This window comes from Hydrogenovibrio sp. SC-1 (assembly GCF_002848135.1).
Classification (GTDB): domain Bacteria; phylum Pseudomonadota; class Gammaproteobacteria; order Thiomicrospirales; family Thiomicrospiraceae; genus Hydrogenovibrio.
Genome location: NZ_PKGB01000013.1, coordinates 42,650 through 69,319, shown reverse-complemented (window position 1 = coordinate 69,319; position 26,670 = coordinate 42,650). Strand labels below are relative to the sequence as shown.

General features: G+C 41.4%; 33 protein-coding genes and 3 tRNA genes. All 36 read right to left on the bottom strand.

The features are described 5' to 3' along the window. Positions 1-5: 5 nt before the first annotated feature. On the bottom strand, positions 6-194 hold the full coding sequence (gene rpmD / locus CYQ88_RS08230) for a 50S ribosomal protein L30 (RefSeq protein ID WP_101840878.1): 189 nt from the start codon (positions 192-194) through the stop codon (positions 6-8). Position 195: 1 nt separating this feature from the next. Next, positions 196-705: a 30S ribosomal protein S5 gene (gene rpsE, locus CYQ88_RS08225; protein ID WP_101840877.1), complete on the bottom strand. Its 510-nt coding sequence runs from the start codon at positions 703-705 to the stop codon at positions 196-198. A 14-nt stretch (positions 706-719) separates the two neighbouring features. Beyond that, on the bottom strand, positions 720-1,073 hold the full coding sequence (gene rplR / locus CYQ88_RS08220; RefSeq protein WP_101840876.1) for a 50S ribosomal protein L18: 354 nt from the start codon (positions 1,071-1,073) through the stop codon (positions 720-722). Between the two features lie 15 nt (positions 1,074-1,088). Further along, positions 1,089-1,622: a 50S ribosomal protein L6 gene (gene rplF / locus CYQ88_RS08215; RefSeq protein WP_101840875.1), complete on the bottom strand. Its 534-nt coding sequence runs from the start codon at positions 1,620-1,622 to the stop codon at positions 1,089-1,091. A 10-nt stretch (positions 1,623-1,632) separates the two neighbouring features. Next, the gene (gene rpsH, locus CYQ88_RS08210; protein ID WP_101840874.1) at positions 1,633-2,028 is read right to left on the bottom strand and encodes a 30S ribosomal protein S8; all 396 of its coding nucleotides are present in this window, start codon (positions 2,026-2,028) and stop codon (positions 1,633-1,635) included. Between the two features lie 12 nt (positions 2,029-2,040). Next, on the bottom strand, positions 2,041-2,346 hold the full coding sequence (rpsN, locus tag CYQ88_RS08205; protein ID WP_101840873.1) for a 30S ribosomal protein S14: 306 nt from the start codon (positions 2,344-2,346) through the stop codon (positions 2,041-2,043). A gap of 9 nt (positions 2,347-2,355) precedes the next feature. Then, a complete protein-coding gene (rplE, locus tag CYQ88_RS08200; protein WP_101840872.1) occupies positions 2,356-2,898 on the bottom strand; it encodes a 50S ribosomal protein L5 in 543 nt (180 codons plus the stop codon). Between the two features lie 12 nt (positions 2,899-2,910). Further along, positions 2,911-3,225, bottom strand: a complete 315-nt coding sequence (gene rplX, locus CYQ88_RS08195; protein WP_101840871.1) for a 50S ribosomal protein L24 — start codon at positions 3,223-3,225, stop codon at positions 2,911-2,913. 10 nt (positions 3,226-3,235) lie between these two features. Continuing rightward, positions 3,236-3,604: a 50S ribosomal protein L14 gene (gene rplN / locus CYQ88_RS08190; protein WP_101840870.1), complete on the bottom strand. Its 369-nt coding sequence runs from the start codon at positions 3,602-3,604 to the stop codon at positions 3,236-3,238. A gap of 135 nt (positions 3,605-3,739) precedes the next feature. Next, positions 3,740-4,003, bottom strand: a complete 264-nt coding sequence (gene rpsQ / locus CYQ88_RS08185; protein ID WP_101840869.1) for a 30S ribosomal protein S17 — start codon at positions 4,001-4,003, stop codon at positions 3,740-3,742. A 1-nt stretch (position 4,004) separates the two neighbouring features. Continuing rightward, on the bottom strand, positions 4,005-4,193 hold the full coding sequence (gene rpmC / locus CYQ88_RS08180) for a 50S ribosomal protein L29 (protein ID WP_101840868.1): 189 nt from the start codon (positions 4,191-4,193) through the stop codon (positions 4,005-4,007). Then, on the bottom strand, positions 4,194-4,607 hold the full coding sequence (gene rplP / locus CYQ88_RS08175; RefSeq protein WP_101840867.1) for a 50S ribosomal protein L16: 414 nt from the start codon (positions 4,605-4,607) through the stop codon (positions 4,194-4,196). 14 nt (positions 4,608-4,621) lie between these two features. Continuing rightward, on the bottom strand, positions 4,622-5,308 hold the full coding sequence (gene rpsC, locus CYQ88_RS08170) for a 30S ribosomal protein S3 (RefSeq protein ID WP_101840866.1): 687 nt from the start codon (positions 5,306-5,308) through the stop codon (positions 4,622-4,624). Between the two features lie 11 nt (positions 5,309-5,319). After that, a complete protein-coding gene (rplV, locus tag CYQ88_RS08165; protein ID WP_101840865.1) occupies positions 5,320-5,652 on the bottom strand; it encodes a 50S ribosomal protein L22 in 333 nt (110 codons plus the stop codon). 11 nt (positions 5,653-5,663) lie between these two features. Further along, the gene (rpsS, locus tag CYQ88_RS08160) at positions 5,664-5,936 is read right to left on the bottom strand and encodes a 30S ribosomal protein S19 (RefSeq protein WP_101840864.1); all 273 of its coding nucleotides are present in this window, start codon (positions 5,934-5,936) and stop codon (positions 5,664-5,666) included. An 11-nt stretch (positions 5,937-5,947) separates the two neighbouring features. Further along, the gene (rplB, locus tag CYQ88_RS08155) at positions 5,948-6,775 is read right to left on the bottom strand and encodes a 50S ribosomal protein L2 (RefSeq protein WP_101840863.1); all 828 of its coding nucleotides are present in this window, start codon (positions 6,773-6,775) and stop codon (positions 5,948-5,950) included. Between the two features lie 11 nt (positions 6,776-6,786). Continuing rightward, positions 6,787-7,083 carry a 50S ribosomal protein L23 gene (gene rplW, locus CYQ88_RS08150; RefSeq protein ID WP_101840862.1) on the bottom strand — a complete coding sequence of 99 codons (297 nt, stop codon included), beginning with the start codon at positions 7,081-7,083 and terminating at the stop codon, positions 6,787-6,789. Next, entirely contained in the window at positions 7,080-7,685 is a 606-nt protein-coding gene (gene rplD, locus CYQ88_RS08145) for a 50S ribosomal protein L4 (protein ID WP_369827544.1), read from the bottom strand. Before rplD ends, rplW begins: the two co-directional genes overlap by 4 nt. A gap of 25 nt (positions 7,686-7,710) precedes the next feature. Further along, on the bottom strand, positions 7,711-8,349 hold the full coding sequence (gene rplC, locus CYQ88_RS08140; protein WP_101840861.1) for a 50S ribosomal protein L3: 639 nt from the start codon (positions 8,347-8,349) through the stop codon (positions 7,711-7,713). 68 nt (positions 8,350-8,417) lie between these two features. Beyond that, positions 8,418-8,729, bottom strand: coding sequence for a 30S ribosomal protein S10 (gene rpsJ, locus CYQ88_RS08135; RefSeq protein ID WP_029939574.1), 312 nt, complete (start codon positions 8,727-8,729; stop codon positions 8,418-8,420). A gap of 130 nt (positions 8,730-8,859) precedes the next feature. After that, a complete protein-coding gene (tuf, locus tag CYQ88_RS08130; protein ID WP_101840849.1) occupies positions 8,860-10,050 on the bottom strand; it encodes an elongation factor Tu in 1,191 nt (396 codons plus the stop codon). A 34-nt stretch (positions 10,051-10,084) separates the two neighbouring features. Then, on the bottom strand, positions 10,085-12,187 hold the full coding sequence (fusA, locus tag CYQ88_RS08125; protein WP_101840860.1) for an elongation factor G: 2,103 nt from the start codon (positions 12,185-12,187) through the stop codon (positions 10,085-10,087). A gap of 63 nt (positions 12,188-12,250) precedes the next feature. Continuing rightward, on the bottom strand, positions 12,251-12,724 hold the full coding sequence (rpsG, locus tag CYQ88_RS08120) for a 30S ribosomal protein S7 (RefSeq protein ID WP_101840859.1): 474 nt from the start codon (positions 12,722-12,724) through the stop codon (positions 12,251-12,253). A 60-nt stretch (positions 12,725-12,784) separates the two neighbouring features. Further along, the gene (gene rpsL, locus CYQ88_RS08115) at positions 12,785-13,159 is read right to left on the bottom strand and encodes a 30S ribosomal protein S12 (RefSeq protein WP_101840858.1); all 375 of its coding nucleotides are present in this window, start codon (positions 13,157-13,159) and stop codon (positions 12,785-12,787) included. Positions 13,160-13,305: 146 nt separating this feature from the next. Continuing rightward, complete coding sequence (gene rpoC / locus CYQ88_RS08110) at positions 13,306-17,523, bottom strand: DNA-directed RNA polymerase subunit beta' (RefSeq protein WP_101840857.1); 4,218 nt, start codon at positions 17,521-17,523, stop codon at positions 13,306-13,308. Continuing rightward, a complete protein-coding gene (rpoB, locus tag CYQ88_RS08105; protein WP_101840856.1) occupies positions 17,523-21,587 on the bottom strand; it encodes a DNA-directed RNA polymerase subunit beta in 4,065 nt (1,354 codons plus the stop codon). The genes rpoC and rpoB overlap by 1 nt, the downstream gene beginning before the upstream one ends. A gap of 173 nt (positions 21,588-21,760) precedes the next feature. Continuing rightward, the gene (gene rplL / locus CYQ88_RS08100) at positions 21,761-22,132 is read right to left on the bottom strand and encodes a 50S ribosomal protein L7/L12 (RefSeq protein ID WP_101840855.1); all 372 of its coding nucleotides are present in this window, start codon (positions 22,130-22,132) and stop codon (positions 21,761-21,763) included. 39 nt (positions 22,133-22,171) lie between these two features. Beyond that, positions 22,172-22,672, bottom strand: coding sequence for a 50S ribosomal protein L10 (rplJ, locus tag CYQ88_RS08095; protein ID WP_101840854.1), 501 nt, complete (start codon positions 22,670-22,672; stop codon positions 22,172-22,174). Between the two features lie 173 nt (positions 22,673-22,845). Beyond that, a complete protein-coding gene (gene rplA / locus CYQ88_RS08090; protein WP_101840853.1) occupies positions 22,846-23,535 on the bottom strand; it encodes a 50S ribosomal protein L1 in 690 nt (229 codons plus the stop codon). Between the two features lie 5 nt (positions 23,536-23,540). Then, positions 23,541-23,969 (bottom strand): 50S ribosomal protein L11, encoded by a 429-nt coding sequence (gene rplK / locus CYQ88_RS08085; RefSeq protein WP_101840852.1) that lies wholly within the window; start codon positions 23,967-23,969, stop codon positions 23,541-23,543. Positions 23,970-24,043: 74 nt separating this feature from the next. Beyond that, entirely contained in the window at positions 24,044-24,577 is a 534-nt protein-coding gene (gene nusG, locus CYQ88_RS08080) for a transcription termination/antitermination protein NusG (protein ID WP_101840851.1), read from the bottom strand. 1 nt (position 24,578) lies between these two features. Further along, positions 24,579-24,962, bottom strand: coding sequence for a preprotein translocase subunit SecE (gene secE / locus CYQ88_RS08075; protein ID WP_101840850.1), 384 nt, complete (start codon positions 24,960-24,962; stop codon positions 24,579-24,581). A gap of 57 nt (positions 24,963-25,019) precedes the next feature. Continuing rightward, a tRNA-Trp gene (locus tag CYQ88_RS08070) sits at positions 25,020-25,096 on the bottom strand. A gap of 92 nt (positions 25,097-25,188) precedes the next feature. Further along, complete coding sequence (gene tuf, locus CYQ88_RS08065; protein ID WP_101840849.1) at positions 25,189-26,379, bottom strand: elongation factor Tu; 1,191 nt, start codon at positions 26,377-26,379, stop codon at positions 25,189-25,191. A 64-nt stretch (positions 26,380-26,443) separates the two neighbouring features. Further along, positions 26,444-26,519, bottom strand: a tRNA-Thr gene (locus tag CYQ88_RS08060). Positions 26,520-26,583: 64 nt separating this feature from the next. Continuing rightward, positions 26,584-26,658, bottom strand: a tRNA-Gly gene (locus CYQ88_RS08055). Positions 26,659-26,670: the final 12 nt, after the last annotated feature.

The following is a 26,670-nucleotide window of genomic DNA, read 5'->3' as shown; positions in this document are numbered from 1 at the left end:
GCATTTTATGCTTCCTCTACTTTAAGCAAATAGGAAACTTTATTGATCATTCCGCGATTTTCCGGAGTGTCAATAACCGCTACAGTTTGGTGCATTCTTCTCAAACCCAAGCCAGAAACACAAGCCTTGTGTGCTGGCAAACGTCCAATAGTGCTTTTAACCAAAGTAACATTGACTAATTTCTTATCTGACATCTCATTCACCTAAAATTTGTTCAACTGACTTGCCGCGCTTAGCAGCGATCAGCTCTGGACTACTCATTGAAGTTAATGCATTTACAGTTGAACGAACAACGTTCACAGGTCTAGTTGTTCCAACACATTTTGCTAAAACATCTTTAACCCCAGCAGCTTCGAGAACTGCACGCATTGCACCACCTGCAATAATTCCAGTACCATCTGAAGCGGGTAACATAACAATATTGGCAGCACCTTGCTTAAAGTTGATTGGGTACTGTAGAGTACCACCATTCAGATGGATATCTCTCATATTGATACGTGCCTTTTCCATTGCTTTTTTAATCGCAACAGGTACTTCATTGGCTTTACCACTTCCATATCCAACACGACCTTCTCCATCACCGACAACAGTGAGAGCAGAAAAACCAAAAACTCGTCCACCTTTCACAACTTTTGCGACGCGGCGAATAGAAACCAGTTTTTCAATAAGACCGTCTTGACCTTCTTGTAATTCTTTTGAAGACATCGTTATCCCTTCTTTTAAAATTGAAGCCCGTTCTCTCTAGCAGAATCTGCTAAAACTTGAACACGACCATGATATTTAAAACCAGAGCGGTCAAATGCAACAGATTCAATCCCCGCATTCTTTGCTTGTTCTGCTATCGACTTACCAACAAGCCGTGCAGCGTCTTTATTTCCACCAAAAGCAACTTGCTTTTTAATATCTGCTTGGACTGTAGAACAAGCTGCAATAACCTTAGTGCCATCCGCTGACAACACCTGGGCATAAATATGCCGAGGCGTGCGATGAATGCACAAACGTGCTCTATCTTGCGATGCAAGTTTTGCACGGGTCTTTCTTGCTCTACGAAGTCGGGTAGCTTTCTTATCCATTTAAATTCCCAACCTTTATTTCTTCTTAGCTTCTTTACGCAAAATGTACTCGTCAGCATATTTAACACCCTTACCTTTATAAGGCTCAGGGGGTCTATACCCACGAATTTCAGCTGCGACTTGACCAACAACTTGCTTGTCAACACCCTTAACAACAATTTCAGTTTGAGAAGGGGTTTCGACAGTAATTCCGTCAGGAAGCTCATGATTAACTGGGTGAGAAAAACCTAATGTTAAGTTGAGTACTTTTCCTTGTGCTTGAGCACGGTAACCAACACCAACTAAAAGCAACTTTTTCTCAAATCCTTCAGAGACACCTTGGACCATATTACTAATAATAGATCTCGCTGTTCCAGCTTGGGCCCAACCGTCTTTTTCATTACCCTTAGGTGCTACTGTAACAACCCCATCATTCAACGAGATTGCAACCATTGTATTCAATGATTTTGTTAATGAACCCTTAGCGCCTTTTACAGCAATATCAGACCCATCAATTTTAACTTCAACACCACTTGGCAATGTTATAGGAGATTTTGCAATTCTAGACATTGTGATCTCCTTAAGCTATATAACAAATAATCTCACCGCCAATCCCCTGACTACGGGCATTACGATCAGACATGATACCTTTAGAAGTTGATACAACTGCAACTCCTAAACCACCGATTACTTTTGGCAACTCATTTTTGTTTTTATAAACACGTAAGCCTGGACGACTTACACGTTTTAACATTTCAATTACCGGTTTACCTTCAAAGTACTTTAAATCAACCGACAACTCAGACTTACCATTCTTATCACTTACGCTGTATGCACTAACATACCCTTCATCTTCAAGTACCTTTGCCACTGCGACCTTTACTTTAGATGCAGGCATAACCACTGTAGAGTGACCAGCAATTTGGCCATTACGGATGCGAGTTAACATATCAGCTATTGGATCAGACATACTCATAAATATTTATCCTTACCAACTTGCTTTTCTTAAACCAGGTACATCACCTTGCATAGCTAACTGTCTTAGCATATTACGTGACAACCCAAATTTTCTATAAACGCCATGAGGGCGACCTGTTAATTTACAACGGTTCTGCTGTCTAACAGGCGATGCATTTCGAGGTAGCTTCGCTAACTTGTCCATCGCATCCATACGCTCATCAAAGCTCAAAGACATATCAACAGATGCTTTTTTTAATGCATCACGCTTTGATGCATATTTTGCAACTGCCTTTGCTCTTTTCTTTTCTCTTTCAATCATTGATTGCTTCGCCATGAGAAACCTCTATTGCTTTTTAAAAGGGAAATTAAAGGCTTCTAAAAGAGCTTTTGCCTCATCATTGGTTGATGCGGTCGTTGTAAAATTAACATCCATACCACGGATCTTATCAACCTTTTCAAATTCAATTTCAGGGAAAATTATTTGCTCTTTAATGCCTAAATTATAATTACCTCGACCATCAAAAGCGTTTGCTTTAACACCTTGAAAATCGCGAACTCGAGGCAAAGCCACATTAATTAATCTATCCAAAAACTCATACATTTTGGCGCCACGAAGAGTGACTTTACATCCCAATGGATAACCATCACGCACTTTAAAACTTGCAACTGACTTTCTTGCAAGTGTACGAACTGCTTTTTGCCCTGTAATCGCTTCCATATCAGAAACTGCATTATCTAGGACTTTTTTATCACCGATTGCTTCACCAACACCCATATTGATTGTAATCTTCAATAAACGTGGTGCCTGCATAATTGATTTATAACCAAACTTTTCAACCAATGCAGGAACAACCTGATCATTATATATTTTTTGTAATCTTGCCATATTTCAACCTACTTAAGCCGTAACCGTTTTGCCATTAGATTTGAAATAGCGTACTTTTACACCATCTTCTTCTCTAACACCAACACGGTCAGCTTTTTTTGTTTCAGGATTGTATAAAGCAACATTAGAAGCATCAATTGGCATTTCTTTAGAAACGATCCCACCCTGGTCACCAGACATAGGGTTTGGCTTTACATGTTTCTTAACTAAATTGATACCATCTACTAGTAGCTTACCATTTTGCATAACTTGAGAAACTGATCCCAGCTTCCCTTTGTCCTTTCCAGCAATAACGATAACCTCATCACCTTTTTTTAGACGATTCATTATCTGTTCCTTATAAAACTTCTGGAGCCAAAGAAACGATTTTCATAAACTTATCATTTCTTAACTCGCGGGTTACAGGGCCAAAAATACGGGTCCCAATAGGTTCTAACTTTGAATTAAGCATCACAGCAGCATTGCCGTCAAACTTGATTTTAGAACCATCAGAACGTCTAACACCTTGAGCAGTCCGTACCACAACCGCATCAAAAACATCACCCTTCTTGACCTTACCACGTGGAACTGCTTCTTTCACAGCCACTTTGATAATATCACCAATTCTAGCGTAGCGTCTTTTAGACCCACCCAATACTTTGATGCATTGGACTCTTCTCGCACCACTATTATCAGCGACATCCAGTACAGTTTGCATTTGAATCATGATGGAACTCCATCCATAAAAATTAAACAACACAAAAACCACCAAAATAACTAGTCCCGTATCGGCTTGGCTATTAAGGCGGTTTAAAAATTTTGGGAATTATATCAATTCAACAAAGAATGTCAACGCATTTATTTAAAGCGCAGCTTTCTCATCGATTGAAACTAAAGCCCAAGTCTTTCTTTTTGATAAAGGCAAACATTCAGAAATGGTTACACGATCTCCAACACCACAGGCATTTTCAGCATCATGCGCCATTACTTTTGTCGACTTTCTTACAAATTTCTTATACTTAGGATGCTTGATATAGCGATTTGTCATTACAACGACAGATTTATCCATACCGTTACTAACAACGACACCTTGCATCATTCTTGGTTTCTTTTCTTGACCAGCCATTCTACTTACCTACTTTTTGACGAATGATGGTTTTAACTCGTGCAACTGAGCGGCGAACAGTTTTTAACTGTGCACTATTCGACAACTGACCTGTTGCATGTTGCATTCTTAAGTTAAATTGCTCTTGTAAAAGCGTTAACAGCTCTTCTTTTAGCTCATCAACTGACTTATCTTTTAATTCTGAAGTCATTTACATCACCGTTCTAGTTACAAATTGTGTTTTGAAAGGCAATTTTGCAGCAGCTAACTCAAATGCTTCACGAGCAACTGCTTCTTCTACACCTTGCATTTCATAGAGAACTCTACCAGGCTGCACCTGAGCAACCCAGTATTCTACACTCCCTTTCCCTTTACCCATACGAACCTCTAAAGGCTTATTCGTAATTGGCTTATCAGGAAAAACACGAATCCAAATTTTAGCACCACGCTTAACTTTACGTGTCATAGCACGACGTGCAGATTCTATTTGACGCGAAGTCATACGACCACGCTCCATAGCCTTTAGACCATATTGACCGAAGCTTATCTTATTTCCAACATTGGCAAGACCGCGGTTTCGACCCTTATGCGTCTTTCTAAATTTTGTACGTTTAGGCATCAACATAACAAGTAATCCTTTTATTTACGGCCTTTCTTGCCTTTAGTTTGCGTCTTGTCATCACTAACCATAGAAATCTTTTCTAGTTTTTCACCTTTAAAGATCCAAACTTTTACTCCAATTTTTCCGTAGGTAGTGTCTGCTTCGAAAGCTGAATAATCAATATCTGCACGAAGCGTATGAAGTGGTACACGACCTTCACGATACCACTCAGCACGAGCAATTTCAGCACCGTTCAAACGACCTGAGACATTAACCTTTATGCCCTGAGCACCCAAACGCATAGCGTTACTAACCGCACGTTTCATTGCTCTTCTAAATTGAATACGCTTCTCTAATTGCTGAGCAATGCCTTCTGCAACAAGTTTTGCATCCAATTCTGGCTTTTTAATTTCTTCAATGTTGATATTGACAGGCATACCGGTCTTAGCAATGATTGATTGCTTTAATTTCTCGATATCTTCGCCTTTCTTACCAATAACGACACCTGGGCGTGCTGTGTGAATCGTAATACGAATACCATTCGCAACGCGCTCGATATTGATTTGACTTACAGAAGCATGACTTAATTTTTGATGCAATTCTTTTCGGATTTCGACATCACTGATTAAGAAATCAGAATAGTTTTTGCTATCTGCATACCAGCGAGCATTCCAATCTTTAGTAATTCCTAAGCGAATCCCTACTGGATGAACTTTTTGACCCATTCTGACTCTCCTTACTTATCGCCGACAGTCACAGTAATATGACTGATACGTTTTAAGATACGATTTCCGCGACCTTTTGCTCTTGCACGCATACGTTTCATGATTGGCCCTTCATTGACATAGGCTTGTGTAACTTTAAGCTCATCAATATCCGCACCTTCATTATTCTCTGCATTAGCAATTGCTGAATTCAATACTGTACTCATTAACTTAGCAGCTTTTTTATCGCTGAAAGCCAAAATATTAACAGCAGCCTCAACATCTTTACCGCGAATTAAATCTGCGACAAGACGTGCCTTTTGAGGAGAAATTCGAGCAAATTTATGTGTTGCACTAACCTGCATATCCATTCTCCTTATTTAGACTTTTTATCAGCTGCATGACCACGGTAAGTGCGGGTCATTGAAAATTCACCAAGCTTATGACCGACCATGTTTTCTGAAACATAGACCGGAATATGCTCTTTACCATTGTGTACTGCAATCGTCAAACCAATCATGTCTGGAAGAATCATTGATCTTCTTGACCATGTTTTAATCGGACGTTTACTACCAGATTCTTGTGCCTCCAACACCTTTTTAACAAGGTGATGATCTACAAAAGGTCCTTTTTTAACTGAACGTGGCATAGGGTCCTTCCTTATTTATTTCTACGACGTACGATCATTCCATCTGTACGTTTATTACTACGTGTTTTCTTACCTTTAGTTGGTACACCCCATGGAGTCACAGGGTTACGGCCGCCCGAAGTACGCCCTTCACCACCACCATGCGGATGATCCACAGGGTTCATAGCAACACCACGAACAGTAGGTCGAACACCTTTCCAACGCTTAGCGCCAGCCTTCCCGAGCTTTCTCAATGAATGCTCTTGGTTGCCAACTTCACCGATAGTAGCTCGACACTCTGCCAAAATCTTACGCATTTCACCAGAACGTAACTTAACTAATACATAAGCTCCATCTCTACCAGCAATTTGCGCATAGGCTCCCGCACTTCTCGCGATTTGAGCTCCTTTACCAGGTCGCATTTCCATCGCATGAATAATCGTACCAACTGGGATGTTTCTCAATGGCAACGCGTTCCCAGGCTTAATTGAAACAACATCGCCTGAAACAATATTATCACCTGCCTTAACATTTCTAGGAGCAAGGATATAACGTCTTTCACCATCTGCATATTTAAGCAACGCAATGTGAGCAGTTCTATTTGGATCATACTCTAAACGCTCAACGACAGCATTGACTCCATCTTTATTTCTTTTAAAGTCAATTTGACGATAATGCTGCTTGTGTCCACCACCCTGATGTCTTACTGTGATACGTCCATTTGCATTTCGCCCACCGCTTTTAGACTTTTTCTCTAATAACGCAGAATGAGGTTTACCTTTATGCAAATCTGGCTCAACAACACTAACAACAAAACGACGTCCTGGTGATGTTGGTTTTGATTTTTTAATAATAGCCATGACAATCCCTCTTATTCAGCGCCGACAAAATCAATTTCTTGCCCAGGCGCAAGACGTACAACGGCTTTCTTAGTACCGTTGCGCTTTCCTGCACGCCCTTTAAAGATCTTGGTCTTGCCTTTAATATTAATCATATTTACAGACTGAACCTGAACATCAAACAAACTCTCTACTGCTTGCTTAACTTCTGGTTTTGTTGCATCTGAAACAACCTTAAAAACATATTGCTCAGACGCATCTGCCATAAGAGCTGACTTCTCAGAAACATGGGGTGCCAAAAGCACTTTCAATATACGCTCTTTACTCATGCTAACTTCTCCTCAAGCTGCTTTAGCGCACCTTGCGTTACCACTATAGACTTAAAGCCAACTAAACTAACAGGATCTATAGATGCAACATCACACACTCCAGCATGATATAAATTGCGCGCAGAAAGATACAAATACTCATCAAACCCTTCTGTAATTACCAAAACATCTTGAAGATTTAGCGTATTCAGCTTTGCTACAAATTCTTTTGTCTTAGGTGCATCCATTTTAAAGTCATCAACGACAACCAATCTTTCAGTTCTAGCTAACTCTGAAAAAATAGACTTTAGAGCACCACGGTACATTTTCTTATTTACTTTTTGCGAAAAATCACGGTTATGACCGGGGAACGCACGTCCACCACCAATCCAGATTGGCCCACGTGATGTACCGGCTCTCGCCCGACCAGAACCCTTTTGAGCCCAAGGTTTAGCACCACCACCACGGACAGCAGAACGATTCTTTTGCCCTTTTGTACCTGAACGTGAACCCGCCATATAGGCATTCACAACCTGATGAACCAATGCTTCATTAAAATCTACTGCGAATATCGCATCAGAAACAGCAACTGATCCATTTTCTTTTCCACTCGACAATTCAATTATTTTAAAATCCATCACGCCCACCTTATTTAATTGCCTTGCGAACAATAACAGTACTACCTTTTGCACCAGGCAAAGCACCTTTGATCAGCAATAATGAATTTTCAACGTCAACCTTAACCAACTCGAGATTTAAAGTAGTTTGTTTAACATTTCCCATTTGACCTGCCATCTTCTTACCTTTAAAAACTCTTCCAGGTGTCTGATTTTGACCGATCGAGCCAGGCGCTCTATGTGATAAAGAATTACCGTGCGTAGCATCTTGCATTTTAAAATTATGACGCTTTACACCACCCTGAAAACCTTTACCTTTTGTATTTCCAGTCACATCAACGATTTTGACATCATTAAACTTTTCAACTGTAATTTCCGAACCAGGTGCTAGACCTTCCGCCTCAGCAAGATCATCAACTCTAAACTCCCACAAACCATTCCCAGCTTCAACAGAAGCTTTAGCAAAATGACCTGCTTCAGGCTTAGAAACACGGCCTGCGTGCTTTGAACCACAAGTTACTTGCACAGCGTCATAACCATCGACATCTGTACTTTTTATTTGCGTAACCCGGTTTGGCTTCACTTCAACCACCGTTACAGGGGTTGAGACACCATCCTCGTTAAACACACGAGTCATACCAATTTTGGTACCAATGAGACCAATACCCATATCATTACCTCATTATTTTTATCAATTAGCCATTACGATTGATGACTAACACTATTAAGTTAAGCTTATTATCTAAGCTCTAACTGCACATCAACACCAGCTGCTAAATCTAATTTCATTAGAGCATCAACTGTTTTATCTGTTGGATCAACAATATCCAACAAACGCTTATGTGTACGAATTTCATATTGATCACGTGCATCTTTATTAACATGCGGTGAAATCAATACGGTAAAACGCTCTTTACGGGTAGGCATTGGAATAGGCCCTTTAACTTGAGCACCTGTTCTTTTTGCAGTTTCCGTAATCTCACGTGCAGACTGATCGATCAATCTATGATCAAACGCCTTCAAGCGAATACGTATATTTTGAGTCGCCATAATAATCTTTTTCTCATATTACAAAAAAAGAAAAGCAGTGATTTCTACAACCACTGCTCACTAAGGGTGCGGATTGTAACAACAAATCCGCTTTATATCAAGAGTTTATTTTTGCTATTCAGCCAAACAATTACTCAAGGATTTTTGCAACAACACCCGCACCAACTGTACGACCACCTTCACGAATCGCGAAGCGTAGACCTTCGTTCATGGCGATTGGGTTGATTAGGGTAACTGTCATTTGAACGTTATCACCAGGCATAACCATTTCTGTTCCTGCTGGTAGTTCACATGCACCTGTTACATCCGTTGTACGGAAGTAGAACTGTGGACGGTAACCTTGGAAGAATGGTGTGTGACGACCACCTTCATCTTTTGACAGTACATATACTTCAGCTTCGAACTTGGTATGTGGCGTCACAGTACCTTTATGAGCAAGTACTTGTCCACGTTCGATATCTTCACGCTTAGTACCACGTAATAAGATACCAACGTTATCCCCTGCTTCACCTTGATCTAGAAGCTTACGGAACATTTCTACACCGGTTACAGTTGTCGTAGTCGTTGGACGAATACCGACGATTTCGATTTCTTCACCAACTTTGATCACACCAGTTTCAACACGACCGGTTGCAACCGTACCACGACCTTGGATTGAGAAGATATCTTCTACTGGCATTAGGAATGGCTTGTCAGTTTCACGCTCTGGAGTAGGAATGTACTCATCTAGCGCTTCAATTAGACGACCGATTGCTGGTTCACCAATATCTGACTGATCACCTTCGATAGCTTTTAGAGCTGAGCCCATGATAACTGGCGTATCATCACCTGGGAAGTCATAAGCGTCTAGTAGTTCGCGAACTTCCATTTCAACCAACTCTAGTAACTCTTCATCATCAACCATGTCAGCCTTGTTTAGGAAAACAACGATGTAAGGCACACCAACCTGACGTGATAGTAGGATGTGCTCACGCGTTTGTGGCATTGGGCCATCTGCTGCTGAACATACTAGGATTGCACCATCCATTTGTGCCGCACCGGTAATCATGTTTTTAACATAGTCGGCGTGACCTGGGCAGTCAACGTGTGCATAGTGACGAGTTTCTGATTCATACTCTACGTGTGCTGTAGAGATAGTGATACCACGCTCACGCTCTTCTGGTGCGTTATCAATAGAGGCATAATCTTTAGCTAAACCACCAAATTTCTTGCCTTGTACAATCGTTAATGCCGCTGTAAGAGTTGTTTTACCATGGTCTACGTGACCAATCGTACCAACGTTTACGTGCGGCTTACTACGTTCAAACTTTTCTTTTGCCATTTTAAATACCTATCGTTATAAATATAAATTTGCTCTATTCGCCTTTTTTGGCCTTAGCAATGATTTCTTCTTGAATATTATTAGGTGCATCATTGTACTTCAAAAACTGCATACTATAATTCGCTCGACCTTGAGTCAATGAACGCATTTGATTTGAATATCCAAACATTTCTGACAAAGGAACTTCCGCCTTAACAGACTTACCTGCCGGAATATCATCCATGCTAGAAACCATTCCACGACGACGATTAAGGTCACCGATAATATCACCCATATACTCTTCAGGAGTTGTTACTTCAACTGCCATAATAGGCTCAAGAATAACTGGATTTGCTTGTTGAGTACCGTTTTTGATACCCATTCCTGCTGCAACAGAGAATGCCATTTCGTTGGAATCCACATCATGGTAAGAACCATCAATCAATTCAACACCAACATCAACCATTGGGAAACCAGCAATAACACCACTCTCAAGCTGTGCTTTTGCACCTTTTTCAACAGCACCAATGTATTCACGCGGCACTGCACCACCAACGATCGAGTTAACAAACTCAAATCCTTCCCCAGGTTCACGAGGATATATCTTAAAGACAACATGACCATATTGACCACGACCACCCGATTGACGTACAAACTTACCATCAGCTTCAACAGGTGTTTTAATTGTTTCACGATAAGATACCTGAGGTGCACCGATGTTTGCTTCAACATTGAACTCACGCTTCATACGATCAACAATGATATCTAAATGCAGTTCACCCATCCCTGAAATAATGGTTTGATTGGTTTCTTCATCCGTCTTCACCCTGAAAGAAGGATCCTCTGCTGCTAGTTTTTGTAAAGCAATCCCCATCTTCTCTTGATCTGCTTTTGTCTTCGGCTCGATTGCGATCGAAATAACAGGATCTGGAAACTCCATACGCTCTAAAATAATTTTATTATCTGGATCACACAAAGTATCCCCAGTTGTCGTATCTTTTAGACCAACAGCACAAGCAATTTCACCTGCACGCACCTCTTTAATCTCTTCACGAGAGTTTGCATGCATCTGCAAAATTCGGCCGATACGCTCACGCTTTTGCTTAACTGAATTATAAACTGCATTACCAGCTTCAAACACACCAGAATAAACACGAAAGAACGTCAAGGTTCCAACATAAGGGTCGGTCATTACTTTAAATGCTAATGATGCAAAAGGTTCATCATCTGTTGAATGACGCTCTGCTTTTGAGCCATCTTCCAATTCACCCTGAATAGCAGGAACATCTACTGGAGAAGGCATATACTCAATAACCGCATCCAATAGTGACTGTACACCCTTATTTTTAAAGGCAGAACCACAGAACATTGGAACAATCTCAACATCAATACAACGCTTACGAATGCCTTCCTTGATCTCGTCTTCTGACAAATCACCTTCTTCAAGGTACTTATCCATCAACTCCTCAGTTGCTTCGGCTGCTGATTCAACCATTTTCTCACGCCATTCTTGGCATAACTCAAGCATATCTTCTGGAATTTCTTCATAGGTATACTTCATACCCATGTTTTCTTCTTCCCAGTAAACTGCTTTCATTTTGACAAGATCGACAATTCCTCTAAAGGTTTCTTCAGCACCAATTGGTAATTGCATCGGCACAGGATTCGCACCTAAACGATCGATTACCATCTGATTTACATTCAAGAAGTTGGCGCCTGCGCGGTCCATCTTGTTCACAAAGCCCATACGTGGCACACCATACTTATCAGCCTGACGCCAAACTGTTTCTGATTGAGGCTCAACACCACTTACAGAACAAAAGCACGTTACAGCACCATCCAATACACGCAATGAACGCTCTACTTCAATGGTAAAGTCAACGTGTCCCGGAGTATCGATGATATTAATACGATGCTGTGGAAACTGTTGAGCCATCCCGCTCCAGTGAGCTGTAGTTGCTGCTGAAGTAATGGTGATACCACGCTCTTGTTCCTGAGCCATCCAATCCATGGTTGCACCACCATCATGTACTTCACCGATTTTATGAGAAACACCGGTATAGTAGAGAATACGCTCTGTCGTTGTTGTCTTACCCGCATCAATGTGCGCCATAATACCGATATTACGATATCTTTCAATTGGGGTCTTACGTGCCACGTTAATCAACCTTTTATGTTTAAGTCTAAAATAACAAAGGCCCTTAACAGGGCCCATTTCAGATTACCAACGAAAATGTGAGAAAGCTTTGTTCGCTTCAGCCATCCGATGCGTATCTTCTTTTTTCTTAATTGCAGAACCACGGTTCTCTAATGCATCAGAAAGCTCACCAGCTAAACGCAACATCATGCCTTTTTCACTGCGCTTACGAGCCGCTTCAACAACCCAGCGCATCGCAAGAGCCATCTTTCTTTCTGAACGAACTTCAACTGGCACCTGATACGTTGCACCACCAACTCGTCGGGATTTAACCTCAACCATAGGTCCAACATTCTCAAGCGCTTCTTTTAGAAGCTCTGCGTGTGCGCCACCTTTTTTACGATCGACTACGACATCCAATGCACCATAAACGATTTTTTCAGCGACTGCTTTTTTTCCGCTAACCATAATCATGTTAACGAACTTTGTTAATGTAGTATCTCCAAACTTAGGATCTGGTAATACTTGTCTTTTAGGTATTTCTCTTCTTCTTGCCATTCTTACTCTTCCGGTATAAATTTACACTAATTAATTGCGAACGTATGTTAAAGACGACTATTAGCCTTTAGGACGCTTCGCACCGTACTTAGAACGACCTTGTTTACGACCATCAACACCAGAACAATCTAATGAACCACGAACTGTGTGATAACGTACACCAGGCAAATCTTTTACACGACCACCGCGAATTAATATCACGGAGTGTTCTTGCAAGTTGTGACCTTCACCACCGATATAACTAGAAACTTCATATCCATTGGTCAAGCGTACACGTGCAACTTTACGTAGGGCAGAGTTAGGCTTTTTAGGGGTTGTTGTATAAACACGCGTACAGACTCCACGTCTTTGAGGGCAAGCCTCTAAGGCAGGAACATTTGATTTTTTAACTTTATCTTTACGCGGCTTACGCACCAACTGGTTAATAGTAGCCATTAATTCTCACTCCATCTTAAGATTAAAATCTTAATTACTAAAAAATCATGGACATAAATCATCCATGTGTAAGGTTGAGGGATTTTAGTGACCCTCATTCACAATGTCAAGCACAAGTTTATGAAATCATTCAACGAAATTCATGCTTATTCAATTTCACTTGCAGGTAAAGTAATCGAATCTTCGATCGATTCCTCATCATTTACATCTGCTGAATTGCGTGACATAAATGTTGCGAGTTCAATTTGTGTTTTTTCAGCTGCGGCTTTGCGTGCTTTATGATAGGCAAACCCTGTTCCAGCCGGAATCAGTCGCCCAACAATAACATTTTCTTTTAAACCGACCAGCTTATCTTGTTTCCCACTTACTGCTGCTTCAGTCAACACTCGTGTTGTTTCTTGGAAAGAAGCGGCAGAAATGAAGGATTCTGTTGCTAATGATGACTTGGTAATACCCAATAAAACGCGTTGATAGGTTGCTTCAACCCCACCTTCTTGAGCGACCTTTTCATTCATTTCAAGCACACGCGCAAACTCAGCTTGCTCACCTCTTATCAGAGGTGTATCACCCGTTGTTTTAACTTCAACTTTACGAAGCATTTGTCGAACAACAGTTTCAATGTGCTTATCATTAATTTTTACACCTTGTAATCGATAAACATCTTGAACTTCGTCTACGATATATTTTGTTAGGCGTTCAACACCAAGCAGTCTCAGGATATCGTGTGGATTTGGATTTCCATCAACAACAACATCCCCTTTCTCAACACGCTCGCCTTCAAACACATCAACAGAACGCCATTTTGGAATAAGAGTTTCATGTTGCTCACCACTATCTTGCGTTATCACAAGACGCTGCTTACCTTTTGTTTCTTTACCAAAGCTAACAACCCCTGAGACTTCTGCCATAATTGCAGGCTCCTTAGGAACTCTGGCCTCAAACAAGTCAGCTACTCTCGGTAAACCACCCGTAATATCTTTTGTTTTCGAAGACTCCTGTGGAATCCTCGCAAGAATATCACCCGCACCGACTTTTTCCTTCGCATTAACAACTACAACTGAGTTTTCAGGCAAGTAATACATGGCTGGCGTTTGCGTTCCCGGGAAAGGAACAATTTCGCCATTTTCATCGATAATTTGAATGGTTGGACGAACTTCTTTAGTTGCTGAAGATCGTTCTTTCGCACTTTTAACAACATGGGTTGTCAACCCGGTTAGTTCATCTGTATGTTCTTCAACTGCTCCTTCAAAATTACCAAATTGAATGATCCCTTCAGCCTCGGTAATAATTGGATGGGTATGTGCATCCCAAGTTGCAAGAATACTACCAGAAGAAACATCAATACCATCTTTCACATTCAACATAGAACCGTATGGAATTTTATAACGTTCCTTTTCACGACCTAGGGAATCTAGGATTGAAATCTCACCAGATCTTGACGTTACAACAACTTGCTCTTCTGAGTTTTTAATGGTTTTTAAGTTATCAAACTTAACCTTGCCATCATGCTTAACTTCAACTTGGCTTTGCGCGGTTGATGCAGATGCGGTACCACCGATATGGAATGTACGCATGGTTAACTGAGTACCAGGCTCACCAATCGACTGTGCAGCCATAACACCTACTGCTTCACCTAGGTTAACCATATGACCTCTAGCTAGGTCGCGTCCGTAACATTTTTTACAAATACCAAATTTTGTTTCACAAGTGATAGGAGAGCGTACTTTTACAGAATCAATCCCCGATTCGTCAATGATATTGACCAAACGTTCGTCTAACAAGGTATCCTTGGCGACAATCAAATCACCATCCAACGTATAAACGTCTTCTGCAACGGCACGACCCAATATACGCTCTTTTAATTCTTCAACAACATCACCACCTTCTACGTGAGAAGACATCGTAATACTGCTTTCTGTACCGCAATCGTCCTCGGTAACAACAACGTCCTGAGCAACATCAACCAAACGACGGGTTAAATACCCCGAGTTCGCAGTTTTCAATGCTGTATCGGCCAACCCTTTACGAGCACCATGTGTTGAAATAAAGTACTGAAGAACGTTCAAACCTTCACGGAAGTTTGCCGTAATTGGCGTTTCGATGATAGATCCGTCTGGCTTCGCCATCAGACCACGCATCCCACCAAGCTGACGCATCTGTGCAACAGACCCCCTTGCACCGGAATCTGCCATCATATAAACAGAGTTAAAGGAAGTTTGCTTAACGTCATTTCCTTCTGCATCTTTAACAGTTTCAAACTGCAATTCTTCCATCATTGACTTAGTAACTAACTCATTGGTATGCGACCAAATATCAACAACTTTGTTATAACGCTCACCTTCTGTAACTAAACCTTGTGCAAACTGTCTTTGAATTTCAGTAACCTGCTCATCCGCTTTTGAAATAATCCCCGGCTTATCATCAGGAATTAACATATCATCAGAACAGAAAGATAGACCTGCAAGGGTTGACCATTTAAAACCAGCGTACATTAACTGATCTGCAAAAATAACCGTTTCCTTAGGACCTAAAATTCGGTAACAAGCATTCAAAGCTTTTGAGATATTTTTCTTTGTCAGGTTAAGATTAATTAAGTCAAACCCTAATCCTTTTGGCAGAATTCTTAGCAATAATGCACGACCGACTGTCGTCTCAACAATTCCTCGGTTGACAGACTCAATACCTGCATCATCAATAACAGTCTCTTCAACTTTAAGTTTGATGCGTGTATGAATGTGGACGATTTTTGCATCAAGTGCTCTTTGCACTTCCATCCAGTTAGAAAAGGCTTTACCTTCACCAATGGCATTAATTTTTTCACGTGTAATATAGTACAAACCCAGTACAACATCTTGAGATGGCACAATAATTGGATCACCATTTGCTGGTGACAATAGGTTATTAGTCGACATCATTAACGTACGTGCTTCAAGTTGTGCTTCTAATGACAATGGCACATGCACAGCCATTTGGTCACCATCGAAGTCAGCGTTAAATGCAGAACAGACTAAAGGATGTAAGTTAATCGCCTTACCTTCAATTAATACTGGCTCAAACGCTTGAATACCCAGTCTATGAAGTGTTGGAGCACGGTTTAATAAAACTGGATGCTCGCGAATGACTTCATCTAAAACATCCCAGACTTCTGGCAAGCCTTGTTCAACCATTTTTTTAGCGGCTTTGATCGTCGTTGCTAATCCCCGCTTTTGAAGCTTACTAAAGATAAAAGGCTTAAACAGTTCCAATGCCATTTTCTTAGGCAAACCACACTGATGTAATCTTAGCGTCGGACCAACAACAATAACAGAACGTCCTGAATAATCGACACGCTTTCCTAACAGGTTCTGACGGAAACGCCCCTGCTTACCTTTAATCATATCGGCCAAGGATTTTAACTGACGTTTATTGGTTCCTGTAACGGCTCTACCACGGCGACCATTATCTAACATTGAGTCAACTGACTCTTGTAACATACGTTTTTCATTACGAACAATGATGTCAGGCGCCATCAAATCTAATAAGCGCTTCAAACGGTTATTTCGATTGATAACACGACGATACAAGTCATTCAAATCAGAAGTTGCAAAACGACCACCATCTAACGGAACCAGAGGACGTAATTCAGGTGGCAGAACTGGCAATACATCTAAAATCATCCATTCAGGCTTATTGCCAGACTGTAAAAATGAATCCACCAACTTCAATCGCTTAGAAATTTTCTTCTGTTTTGTTTCAGAACTTGTCGCTTCCATCTCTTCTCTAAGCTTGGTAGCCTCAGCATCCAAATCGATTGCCTGCAACATTTTCTTAATGGCTTCAGCACCCATTTGTGCTTCAAATTCATCACCATACTCATCCATCGCATCTAAGTATTCTTCTTCACTTAATAGCTGCCATGGTTCTAAGGGCGTTAAACCTGGATCGACGACCATAAAGGCTTCGAAGTACAAGACAGCTTCAATTTCTTTAAGCGTCATGTCCAACATTAACCCAATCCGTGAGGGCAATGACTTTAGGAACCAGATGTGCGCAACGGAGGTTGCTAGATCAATATGACCCATTCTTTCTCGTCTGACTTTGGACTGTGTAACCTCTACACCACATTTTTCACAAATGACGCCACGATGTTTTAAACGCTTATACTTACCACACAAACATTCATAATCACGGATTGGCCCAAAGATTTTGGCGCAAAATAAGCCATCTCTTTCAGGCTTGAACGTACGATAATTAATGGTTTCTGGCTTTTTAACTTCACCAAATGACCAAGAACGAATTTTTTCAGGTGAAGCAAGGGTGACCTTAATCGTGTCAAACTCACTTGAAACGTTTTGTTTTTTTAGAAAACCTAATAAATCTTTCATTATTCTTGCTCCAACTCAATATCAATCCCTAAGGCACGAATTTCTTTGCGTAATACACTGAATGATTCAGGAATACCCGGCTCCATATATTCATTACCATCGACGATATTTTTATACATTCTTGTTCGTCCGTTCAGATCATCAGATTTAACGGTCAACATCTCTTGTAGTGTAAAGGCTGCGCCATAAGCTTCTAAGGCCCACACTTCCATTTCACCGAATCGTTGCCCACCAAACTGTGCTTTACCGCCTAAAGGCTGCTGAGTAACCAAGCTATAAGGTCCTGTCGAACGGGCATGCATCTTGTCATCAACCAAGTGATTTAACTTAAGATAGTACATATATCCAACGGTGACTGGACGATCAAATTGCTCACCTGTCACACCATCAAACAACACCATTTGACCAGACTCAGGTAAATCAGCTAATCTCAACAAGGCTTTGATTTCGGCTTCAGACGCGCCATCAAACACGGGCGATGCCATTGGAACACCTTTTCGCAAGTTGCTCGCAAGTTCTAAAATCTCATTCTCAGTTAAAGAATCAAAATCGACACTTTGTCCTTGTGTCTCATTGTAGATTTTATGTAAAAACCCTTTGATCGTCTTCACATCCGCTTGCTGCTCTAACATAGCATTTATTTTAGAGCCCAAGCCTTCTGCAGCGAGACCCAAGTGTGTTTCTAAAATCTGACCCACGTTCATCCGTGATGGAACCCCTAATGGGTTCAAACAAATATCGACTGGACGACCTGTTTCATCATAAGGCATATCCTCAACAGGACAAATTCTTGAAATAACACCTTTGTTACCATGACGCCCTGCCATCTTATCACCTGGCTGGATTCGACGCTTGACCGCCACATAGACCTTAACCATTTTAGAAACACCCGGCTGTAAGTCGTCACCTTGTGTTAACTTTTTCTTCTTCTCTTCAAAGGCTGCGTTCAGCTCTTCTTTCTTAGCGGCTAATTGCTTTTCTAGCAACTCTAGTGTTTCTGCAACGGTATCATCCGCAACATTTAATCCAAACCACTTCAAAGAATCCATTGAATCCAAGTAGTCACTCGTAATTTCTGTGCCATCAACCAATGACTTACCAACCAGCATTTGTTTGATACGGTCGAGTGTATCTGACAAGAGAATTTTGTATTGCTCATCGATATCTTTACGGACTTTTTGCAACTCATCTTCTTGAATTGACATAGCACGCGCGTCTTTTTTGACACCTTCACGTGTAAAGACCTGGACATCAATAACCGTTCCCTCAACCCCTTTACTAACTCGTAAAGAAGTATCCTTAACGTCTGATGCTTTTTCTCCAAATATGGCTCTTAACAGCTTTTCTTCTGGCGTCAACTGCGTTTCACCCTTAGGCGTTACTTTACCAACCAGAATATCACCCTGCTTGACTTCCGCACCGACATAAACAATACCAGACTCATCTAAACGTGATAATGCTGCTTCACCTACATTCGGGATATCAGCTGTGACTTCCTCAGGCCCTAGCTTGGTATCACGAGCAAGACACGTCAATTCTTCAATATGAATAGAGGTATAACGATCTTCTTGGACCACTCGCTCTGATACTAAAATCGAATCTTCAAAGTTATAGCCATTCCAAGGCATGAAGGCGATGCGCATATTTTGACCAATGGCCAACTCACCTAAATCTGTCGATGGTCCATCAGCCAAGACATCACCACGATTAACGATATCGCCAGCTTTGACAATCGGTTTTTGATTGATACAGGTATTTTGGTTAGAACGCTGATACTTAATCAAGTTGTAGATATCAACACCCGTCTCACCCGTTGCAATCTCATCCTGATTGGCTCTTACAACAATGCGTGACGCATCTGATGAAACCACCTCTCCACCACGCGAAGCGATCACGGTAACACCGGAATCAATTGCAACTGTCTTCTCAATTCCTGTACCGACTAAAGGCTTATCAGCACGCAAAGTGGGCACCGCTTGACGCTGCATGTTCGATCCCATTAGGGCCCGGTTAGCATCATCATGCTCTAGGAATGGAATCAGTGAAGCGGCAACCGAGACAATTTGCTTAGGAGAAACGTCCATATAGTCAACATCTTTTGATGCCGCTAAAACTGTCTCATTTTTATGACGAGCTGTAACCAGCTCATCTAAAAGATTATTATCTGCATCCATCGCCGCGCTTGCTTGTGCGATGACATGCTGCCCTTCATCAATAGCAGAAACATATTCAACTTCTTCTGTCACCTGCCCATTAATAACTTTTCGATAAGGCGTTTCTAAAAATCCATATTGATTGGTTTTAGCATAAATCGCCAAGGTGTTAATCAGACCAATGTTTGGCCCTTCTGGCGTTTCAATTGGACAAACTCGACCATAATGCGTTGGGTGAACATCACGCACCTCAAACCCTGCACGTTCACGCGTCAAACCGCCTGGCCCTAATGCAGAAACACGTCGCTTATGCGTAATCTCAGACAATGGATTAACTTGATCCATAAACTGAGACAGTTGACTCGAACTAAAGAATTCCTTGATCGCAGCAGAAACAGGCTTCGCATTAATCAAGTCTTGTGGTAATAGGCCATCTGTTTCAGCTTGATTCAATCGTTCTTTAACCGCTCTTTCAACTCGAACGAGACCGACACGGAAAGCATTTTCAGCCATTTCGCCAACCGCTCTGATACGACGATTCCCAAGCGTATCAATATCGTCAATCGTGCTATGACCATTACGAATATTTAACAACTCTCTAACGACATCAATAATATCTTCATTTTCTAGAACCAAACTGCCGTCATTTTCCTCACGACCCAATCTTCTATTTAATTTCATCCGGCCGACGGCAGATAAATCATAGCGTGACTCATCAAAGAACAAGCTATTAAATAACGCCTCAGAAGATTCTTTTGTTGGTGGCTCACCCGGACGCATCATACGATAAATCTCAATCTGGGCTTCTAATTGTGAGGTAGCATGATCAAGGTTCAATGTATCCGAAATATAGGAACCGTTTTCAAGGTCATCAATAAATAACACTCTAAATGATAGATCCTTGATCACTTTGATATTTTCAATCAGCTCTGCGGTCATTACTTCATTAGATCGCGCTACTAATTCACCTGTCGCTTCATTTGTAATACCTGATGACAGTACCTTGCCAACGAGATATTCATCCGGAATAACAATCTCTTTCGCTTTAAACTCTTTCAACTGTTTCAAGTGACGAGCGGTAATTTTCTTTCCAGCTTCGACAACAACTTCTTCACCCACTTTAATGTCGAATGCAGCAGACTGCCCTTTAATTTGCTCAGGCACCAATTTCATAACATAGTTTTTTGATTTGGCTTGATAACTGACCTCAGTATGATCAAAGAACGCATCTAAAATCTCTTCAGTGCTATAACCCATCGCTCTTAAAATAATTGAGACAGGTAACTTACGACGACGATCAATACGAACAAACACACAATCGTTATGATCAAACTCGAAATCTAACCAAGAACCACGGTAAGGGATAATTCGTGCATTAAAAAGGACTTTACCAGATGAGTGTGACTTCCCTTTATCACTATCAAAAATAACCCCAGGAGAACGATGCAACTGAGTCACGATAACGCGCTCTGTACCATTAATTACGAAAGTTCCATTCTCCGTCATCAATGGGAGCTCACCAAGATAGACTTCTTGCTCTTTAACATCTTTTACAGGACGCTTACCGGCTGGTGCATCTTTATCATATAGGACCAAACGCATTTTTACGCGCAAAGGGGACGAGTAAGTCACACCTCGTTGCTTACATTCTTTAACATCAAATTCAGGCTGTCCTAGCGTATAGCTAACATACTCAAGATCAGCTGTACCAGCAACACCATGGATCGGAAAGACCGATGTAAATGCTGCATGCAATCCAGCAACATCACGTGATAGTGGTTTTTTATCCTTTTGCAAAAAATCTTTAAAGGATTCTTTCTGTAAAGACAGAAGATAAGGAACTTCAAGAATAGAAGAACGTGTCGCAAAGTCTTTACGAATACGTTTCTTTTCAGTTAAAGAATAGGCCATCAATTACCCCAACATTATTTTAATAACGGAAAATTTTCTTTTCCAAAAATGCATAAAACTGTAATAACAGTTACAAACGATTGATTACACTTTTACACACTACTATAAACAACAAAAGGCCGACGCAAAAAACGTCAGCCATTGTCATGCTTCAAGAGCTGAGTAAGTAATAATTACTTAACTTCAACCTCAATTCCAGCTTCCTTAAGCTCATTAGCAAGGGCTTCAGCTTCTTCTTTAGAAACACCTTCCTTAAGCGTAAATGGTGCACTTTCAACCGCACTTTTAGCTTCTTTCAAGCCTAGGCCAGTCGCGCCACGAACTGCTTTGATTGCTGCAACCTTGTTAGCACCAGCGCCAGTCAAGATAACATCAAATTCAGTTTGCTCTTCAGCAGCACCGCCTGCATCACCTGCAGGACCTGCAACTGCAACTGCAGCCGCAGAAACACCAAATTTCTCTTCCATTGCTTCTACAAGTTCAACAACTTCCATTACTGACATGTTCGCAACGGCTTCTAAAATATCTTCTTTTGTAATTGCCATTTTGTAATTCCTTAAAAATTAAATTGTTACTATTCTGAATTAAGCTGCTTCAGCTTCTTTTTGGTCCTTAACAGCGACCAAACCACGAGCCAACTTGGCAACAGGTTCTTTCATAACATAAAGCAACTTACTAAGCGCTTCATCATATGTAGGTAATGCCGCAACCGCATTAAGCTGACTTGCATCCATTACACCTTCACCAATAGACAAGGACTTAACTACCAAAGCTTCATTGTCTTTCGCAAAATCTTTAAAGACTCTTGCTGCATTCCCAAGCTCTTCACCAGAGAAAGCAAAAACAAGTGGCCCAACAAAAGTGTCAGCCATATCTTCAAACTTAGTTCCAGCAACTGCACGTCGAACCAATGTATTTTTTACAACACGAACGGTTACGTTTGCTGCTCGAGCATTTGCACGAAGCTCAGTTAATTGTGCCACTGTCAACCCGCGATACTCAGCCGCTACCATTGAACCAGCTTCTGAAACAAGCGCAGAAACCTCTTCAACAACGGCTTTCTTATCATTGATATTGAGTGCCATATAACCTCCAATACGGTTTGAAATCAATCAAACCAACCATCTACGTAGGCTTAAATCTATTAAGAATACCACATCAGTATTCGCCTACGGTCTGCGATGGGCGCGCTCACATAAGTACAACTTAATTCAAGGCAACCCGATTCGCACTTTACGGCTTAACCGTAAAATTCAATTTACAATGACGACTGATCTAAAACCAAACCTGGACCCATCGTGCTTGAGATAGAAACTTTTTTCATATAAGTTCCTTTTGCAGCAGATGGTTTTGCTTTATTTAGATCATCAATCAAAGCATTCAAATTTTCTTTTAATTTTTCTGGGTCAAACGACACCTTTCCAATTGACGCATGAACGATGCCCGCTTTATCTGCACGGAAACGAACCTGACCAGATTTTGCTTTTTGGATTGCACCAACAACATCAGGTGTTACAGTCCCTGTCTTAGGGTTTGGCATCAGACCACGAGGACCTAACACTTGACCTAACATACCAACGACTCGCATAGCATCAGGAGACGCGATAACAACATCAAAATCCATCATGCCACCCTTAACTTCAGCAGCAAGCTCATCCATACCAACAAAATCCGCACCAGCTGCCTTAGCTGCTTCTGCATTGGCATCACCTGTAAACACCGCAATACGAACATCTTTACCGGTACCGTTTGGCATAACGCTCGCACCACGCACCACTTGATCCGACTTACGAGGGTCAATACCAAGCTTAATAGCTACATCAACAGACTCTGAAAATTTCGCTGTCGCCAATTCAGATACCAATTTAAACCCTTCAATTGCATCATACGCTTTTAGGGAATCGACTTTCTCGGCAATCATTTTTTGTTTTTTAGTTAATTTCGCCATCTTTATCACCCTTCTACCGTTAGACCCATGCTGCGTGCAGAGCCAGCAATAATATTGACTGCCGCATCTAAATCGTTCGCATTTAAATCCGCCATCTTCACATTCGCAATTTCTTCTAACTGAGCGCGTGTAACGGTTCCAACTTTATTCAAATTAGGAACACCAGAACCTTTTTGAATACCAGCAGCCTTTTTCAGCAAAATTGATGCTGGCGGAGTCTTAGTAATAAAGGTAAAACTACGATCATTAAAAACCGTAATTACAACAGGGATTGGCAAACCTTTTTCCATAGACTGTGTTTGCGCATTAAACGCCTTACAGAATTCCATGATATTAACACCATGCTGACCTAACGCAGGACCAACTGGTGGACTAGGATTTGCATTTCCAGCAGGAACCTGCAACTTAATATAGGCTTGAATCTTCTTTGCCATTGTTTTCTCCTTATGGGTATAACGTCTCGCGACTTCCCAGGGGTTTAAAAACGCTTACTGTCCGTAAGCTCTCATTAACTTTTTTCGACTTGGGTAAACTCTAACTCAACCGGAGTAGATCTACCAAAAATCAATACTGATACTTGTAGCTTGTTTTTATCATAGTCAACTTCTTCAACAACCGCTTCAAAGTCATTAAAGGGACCATCAATAACACGAACCATTTCGCCTGGCTCGTAAATAACTTTAGGCTTAGGCTTATCAACCCCTTCTTCAACCTTCTGCAGAATGCGATCTACTTCACGCTTTGAGATAGGTGCCGGACGATCTGAAGTCCCGCCAATAAACCCCATAACCTGAGGGACACTTTTCACCAAATGCCAAGTATCATCATTCAACTCCATCTCAACCAGGACATAACCAGGAAAAAACTTTCTTTCAGAGGTTCTTTTTTTACCATCACGAATTTCAACAACTTCTTCAGACGGAACTAGGATCTTACCAAAGGCATCTGCTAAACCTGCACGCTCAACATACTCTTCTATCCCCTTCTTGACCTTATTCTCATATCCGGAATAGGCATGAACGACATACCATCTTTGAGCCATACTAACCACCCTGCCCTGTTAATAATTGAACCGCCCACAAAAAGAACATATCAACCAACCATAAAAAGATACTCATAATAATGACGACAACAAACACAATCAACGTCATTTGCACGGTTTCAGGGCGAGTTGGCCAAATAACCTGCTTAACTTCCTTTTTTGCATGAGAGACATACTGAAACCACGCACTACCCTTTTCTGTCTGATAAAACACAAAAGCAGAGACTGCTACACCCGCCAACACACCCAGCACTCTAATGACTGCATGCGCATCTGCGTAATAATAATATCCAATAAAGCTTGCAATCAGGATTGCCACTGCCATAAACAGCTTTAGCGTTTCTAATAAACTGGTACTTGTTGAATTATCTGCTTTATGACTCATAACTACTTAATATCTAAAATAAAAACGACCCGTTTAACAAACGAGCCGTAAAGAATTTGGCAGGGGTAGAGGGACTCGAACCCCCAACACCCGGATTTGGAATCCGGTGCTCTACCAATTGGAGCTATACCCCTAAGAAAGAAACATTTAATGTTTCAGCACTCGAAAAAAAAGGGGATTATACAATCCCCTTTTTTATTTAGCAAGTGCTATTTGAGTTATTCTATTACTCAAGGATTTTTGCAACAACACCCGCACCAACTGTACGACCACCTTCACGAATCGCGAAGCGTAGACCTTCGTTCATGGCGATTGGGTTGATTAGGGTAACTGTCATTTGAACGTTATCACCAGGCATAACCATTTCTGTTCCTGCTGGTAGTTCACATGCACCTGTTACATCCGTTGTACGGAAGTAGAACTGTGGACGGTAACCTTGGAAGAATGGTGTGTGACGACCACCTTCATCTTTTGACAGTACATATACTTCAGCTTCGAACTTGGTATGTGGCGTCACAGTACCTTTATGAGCAAGTACTTGTCCACGTTCGATATCTTCACGCTTAGTACCACGTAATAAGATACCAACGTTATCCCCTGCTTCACCTTGATCTAGAAGCTTACGGAACATTTCTACACCGGTTACAGTTGTCGTAGTCGTTGGACGAATACCGACGATTTCGATTTCTTCACCAACTTTGATCACACCAGTTTCAACACGACCGGTTGCAACCGTACCACGACCTTGGATTGAGAAGATATCTTCTACTGGCATTAGGAATGGCTTGTCAGTTTCACGCTCTGGAGTAGGAATGTACTCATCTAGCGCTTCAATTAGACGACCGATTGCTGGTTCACCAATATCTGACTGATCACCTTCGATAGCTTTTAGAGCTGAGCCCATGATAACTGGCGTATCATCACCTGGGAAGTCATAAGCGTCTAGTAGTTCGCGAACTTCCATTTCAACCAACTCTAGTAACTCTTCATCATCAACCATGTCAGCCTTGTTTAGGAAAACAACGATGTAAGGCACACCAACCTGACGTGATAGTAGGATGTGCTCACGCGTTTGTGGCATTGGGCCATCTGCTGCTGAACATACTAGGATTGCACCATCCATTTGTGCCGCACCGGTAATCATGTTTTTAACATAGTCGGCGTGACCTGGGCAGTCAACGTGTGCATAGTGACGAGTTTCTGATTCATACTCTACGTGTGCTGTAGAGATAGTGATACCACGCTCACGCTCTTCTGGTGCGTTATCAATAGAGGCATAATCTTTAGCTAAACCACCAAATTTCTTGCCTTGTACAATCGTTAATGCCGCTGTAAGAGTTGTTTTACCATGGTCTACGTGACCAATCGTACCAACGTTTACGTGCGGCTTACTACGTTCAAACTTTTCTTTTGCCATGATGCAAACTCCGTTAAAAACAGCGACAGACTTCGATTAGCCACGCCCGCCATGATGAAATAAATGGAGCTCTCAATCGGAATCGAACCGATGACCTCATCCTTACCATGGATGCGCTCTACCTACTGAGCTATGAGAGCAAATATTAAAAAGGCCCTCACTACTAATTTGTCCTAAAACAAAATAACAAAGAGAGCCTAGAATTGGAGCGGGTAGGGGGAATCGAACCCCCCTCATCGGCTTGGAAGGCCGAGGTAATAGCCAATATACGATACCCGCATAATGTAAAAC